Annotated in this window: 1 rRNA gene; it reads right to left on the bottom strand. The window is 51.4% G+C overall.

From position 1 onward, the window contains the following. Positions 1–16 precede the first annotated feature (16 nt). Positions 17–2,908 (bottom strand): 23S ribosomal RNA (locus DBR18_RS00915). Between the last annotated feature and the right edge of the window lie 162 nt (positions 2,909–3,070).

Raw genomic sequence — 3,070 nt, forward strand, 5'->3', positions numbered from 1 at the left:
ATTGCTTGGGTGTTATATGGTCAAGCCTCACGGGCAATTAGTATTGGTTAGCTCAACGCCTCACAGCGCTTACACACCCAACCTATCAACGTCGTAGTCTTCGACGGCCCTTCAGGGAACTCAAGGTTCCAGTGAGATCTCATCTTGAGGCAAGTTTCCCGCTTAGATGCTTTCAGCGGTTATCTTTCCCGAACATAGCTACCCGGCAATGCCACTGGCGTGACAACCGGAACACCAGAGGTTCGTCCACTCCGGTCCTCTCGTACTAGGAGCAGCCCCTCTCAAATCTCAAACGTCCACGGCAGATAGGGACCGAACTGTCTCACGACGTTCTAAACCCAGCTCGCGTACCACTTTAAATGGCGAACAGCCATACCCTTGGGACCGGCTTCAGCCCCAGGATGTGATGAGCCGACATCGAGGTGCCAAACACCGCCGTCGATATGAACTCTTGGGCGGTATCAGCCTGTTATCCCCGGAGTACCTTTTATCCGTTGAGCGATGGCCCTTCCATACAGAACCACCGGATCACTAAGACCTACTTTCGTACCTGCTCGACGTGTCTGTCTCGCAGTCAAGCGCGCTTTTGCCTTTATACTCTACGACCGATTTCCGACCGGTCTGAGCGCACCTTCGTACTCCTCCGTTACTCTTTAGGAGGAGACCGCCCCAGTCAAACTACCCACCATACACTGTCCTCGATCCGGATAACGGACCTGAGTTAGAACCTCAAAGTTGCCAGGGTGGTATTTCAAGGATGGCTCCACGCGAACTGGCGTCCACGCTTCAAAGCCTCCCACCTATCCTACACAAGCAAATTCAAAGTCCAGTGCAAAGCTATAGTAAAGGTTCACGGGGTCTTTCCGTCTAGCCGCGGATACACTGCATCTTCACAGCGATTTCAATTTCACTGAGTCTCGGGTGGAGACAGCGCCGCCATCGTTACGCCATTCGTGCAGGTCGGAACTTACCCGACAAGGAATTTCGCTACCTTAGGACCGTTATAGTTACGGCCGCCGTTTACCGGGGCTTCGATCAAGAGCTTCGCGTTAGCTAACCCCATCAATTAACCTTCCGGCACCGGGCAGGCGTCACACCCTATACGTCCACTTTCGTGTTTGCAGAGTGCTGTGTTTTTAATAAACAGTCGCAGCGGCCTGGTATCTTCGACCGGCATGAGCTTACGGAGCAAGTCCTTCACCCTCACCGGCGCACCTTCTCCCGAAGTTACGGTGCCATTTTGCCTAGTTCCTTCACCCGAGTTCTCTCAAGCGCCTTGGTATTCTCTACCCAACCACCTGTGTCGGTTTGGGGTACGGTTCCTGGTTATCTGAAGCTTAGAAGCTTTTCTTGGAAGCATGGCATCAACCACTTCGTCACCCAAAGGGTAACTCGTCATCAGCTCTCGGCCTTAAGATCCCGGATTTACCTAAGATCTCAGCCTACCACCTTAAACTTGGACAACCAACGCCAAGCTGGCCTAGCCTTCTCCGTCCCTCCATCGCAATAACCAGAAGTACAGGAATATTAACCTGTTTTCCATCGACTACGCTTTTCAGCCTCGCCTTAGGGACCGACTAACCCTGCGTCGATTAACGTTGCGCAGGAAACCTTGGTCTTTCGGCGTGGGTGTTTTTCACACCCATTGTCGTTACTCATGTCAGCATTCGCACTTCTGATACCTCCAGCAAGCTTCTCAACTCACCTTCACAGGCTTACAGAACGCTCCTCTACCGCATCACTTGCGTGATACCCGTAGCTTCGGTGTATGGTTTGAGCCCCGTTACATCTTCCGCGCAGGCCGACTCGACTAGTGAGCTATTACGCTTTCTTTAAAGGGTGGCTGCTTCTAAGCCAACCTCCTAGCTGTCTAAGCCTTCCCACATCGTTTCCCACTTAACCATAACTTTGGGACCTTAGCTGACGGTCTGGGTTGTTTCCCTTTTCACGACGGACGTTAGCACCCGCCGTGTGTCTCCCATGCTCGGCACTTGTAGGTATTCGGAGTTTGCATCGGTTTGGTAAGTCGGGATGACCCCCTAGCCGAAACAGTGCTCTACCCCCTACAGTGATACATGAGGCGCTACCTAAATAGCTTTCGAGGAGAACCAGCTATCTCCGAGCTTGATTAGCCTTTCACTCCGATCCACAGGTCATCCGCTAACTTTTCAACGGTAGTCGGTTCGGTCCTCCAGTCAGTGTTACCTAACCTTCAACCTGCCCATGGATAGATCGCCCGGTTTCGGGTCTATTCCCAGCGACTAGACGCCCTATTAAGACTCGCTTTCGCTACGCCTCCCCTATTCGGTTAAGCTCGCCACTGAAAATAAGTCGCTGACCCATTATACAAAAGGTACGCAGTCACCCAACAAAGTGGGCTCCCACTGCTTGTACGCATACGGTTTCAGGATCTATTTCACTCCCCTCTCCGGGGTTCTTTTCGCCTTTCCCTCACGGTACTAGTTCACTATCGGTCAGTCAGTAGTATTTAGCCTTGGAGGATGGTCCCCCCATATTCAGACAAAGTTTCTCGTGCTCCGTCCTACTCGATTTCATGACTAAGAGACTTTCGCGTACAGGGCTATCACCCACTATGGCCGCACTTTCCAGAGCGTTCCGCTAATCTCAAAGCCACTTAAGGGCTAGTCCCCGTTCGCTCGCCACTACTAAGGGAATCTCGGTTGATTTCTTTTCCTCAGGGTACTTAGATGTTTCAGTTCCCCTGGTTCGCCTCTTGCACCTATGTATTCAGTACAAGATAACCATCTTGTGATGGCTGGGTTCCCCCATTCAGACATCTCCGGATCAAAGTCTGTTTGCCGACTCCCCGAAGCTTTTCGCAGGCTACCACGTCTTTCATCGCCTCTGACTGCCAAGGCATCCACCGTATGCGCTTCTTCACTTGACCATATAACCCCAAGCAATCTGGTTATACTGTGAAGACGACATTCGCCGAAAATTCGCAAAACTCTTAAGAGTCACTCACAAATTTTACCTTAGCCTGAACAACACCAGTGAAAGTGCCATCCAGTCTATCTTTCTATCACATACCCAAATTTTTAAAGAACGA

This window comes from Pseudomonas sp. HMWF021 (assembly GCF_003061005.1).
In the GTDB taxonomy this organism is placed as follows: domain Bacteria; phylum Pseudomonadota; class Gammaproteobacteria; order Pseudomonadales; family Pseudomonadaceae; genus Aquipseudomonas.